The 1,100-nt window shown below is 73.6% G+C and carries 2 pseudogenes; both read right to left on the bottom strand.

Features of this window, described 5'->3' with window-relative positions:
* Positions 1 to 666: pseudogene (locus ACFW2E_RS40450) on the bottom strand (lipid-transfer protein); the annotation flags it as partial.
* Positions 663 to 1,019 (bottom strand): annotated as a pseudogene (locus ACFW2E_RS40445) (Zn-ribbon domain-containing OB-fold protein); the annotation flags it as partial. The pseudogenes ACFW2E_RS40450 and ACFW2E_RS40445, both read right to left, overlap by 4 nt.
* Between the last annotated feature and the right edge of the window lie 81 nt (positions 1,020 to 1,100).

The raw sequence follows: 1,100 nt of genomic DNA, 5'->3' as shown, positions 1-1,100 counted from the left end.
GAGTGAGCCAAGTAACCGGGCACGCTCACCTGCGGCGAGGATCACGGCGGCGGCGCCGTCGCCGATGGGCGGGCAGTCGCCGCTCCGGAGCGGTCGTACGAGGTAGTCGCCGTGGGGCACCGGACCGCGCAGCTGCGCATGGGGGTTGGCGGCCGCCGCCCGGCGGCTGCGCGCCCCGACGGCGGCGAGCGCGGGTTCGTCGGTGTCCCCGGCGTCGATGAGCGCCTGTGCCTGGAGCGCGGCCAGCGCGACGGAGTCCGGCCACAGAGGAGCGACGTAGTACGGGTCGAGCTGCCGGGTGAGCACGTCGCGGACCGAGCCGGGCGAGGACTTGCCGTAGGCGTACACGAGCGCCGTGTCCGCGTCCCCGGTGAGCAGTTTGGTCCACGCCTCGTACAGCGCCCAGGCGCCGTCCATCTCCACGTGCGACTCGGAGATGGGCGGCCAGGCGCCCACGCCGTCGAGGGCGAGGGTGAAGGAGAAGGCCCGGCCGGCGAGGTAGTCGCTGGAGCCGGAGCAGGTGAAGCCGATGTCGGCGGTCTTCAGGCCGGTCCGGCCGAGGACGTCGTGCAGCACCGGCATGAGCATCTCCACCTCGGAGAGCTCCTCGCTGGTGCGCCGGTGGTCGGTCTGCGCGAAGGCGACGACCGCGATGTCACGCGTCACAGCAGCTCCTTGTAGGTGTCGTACTCCGCGTCGGGTTCACCGGTCGGCCGGTAGTGGTCGGGATAGCGGGCCCCGTCGGTCCACACGGGCTCGACGCGCAGTCCCATGCGCACCTGGTCGTAGGGGATGCCGCCGATGCGGCCGTGCAGGGCGAGTCCGGCGCCGTCGAGGGCGATGTGGGCGTAGACGTAGGGCACCTCGATGTCCAGGTTCCTCGCCTTGATGTTGACGATGCAGTAGGTGGTGACCGTGCCGCGGGGGCCGACCTCCACCTGTTCGGATGTGGCGACACCACATGTGGGGCACGCACCCCTCGGCGGGACGTACACCTTGCGGCAGGAGGGGCAGCGTGGGGGGGGGCGGCGGCCGGGGGGGGGCGGCGGACCCCGGGGGCCGCGGGGGGGGGGGGGGGGCGAGGCCCGCCGGGGGGGGCG

The sequence above is a fragment of the Streptomyces sp. NPDC058964 genome, from assembly GCF_042741275.1.
Taxonomy (GTDB): domain Bacteria; phylum Actinomycetota; class Actinomycetes; order Streptomycetales; family Streptomycetaceae; genus Streptomyces.
Note: the sequence above shows the minus strand (reverse complement) of the source record. Positions and strands in the feature narration are given on the sequence as shown.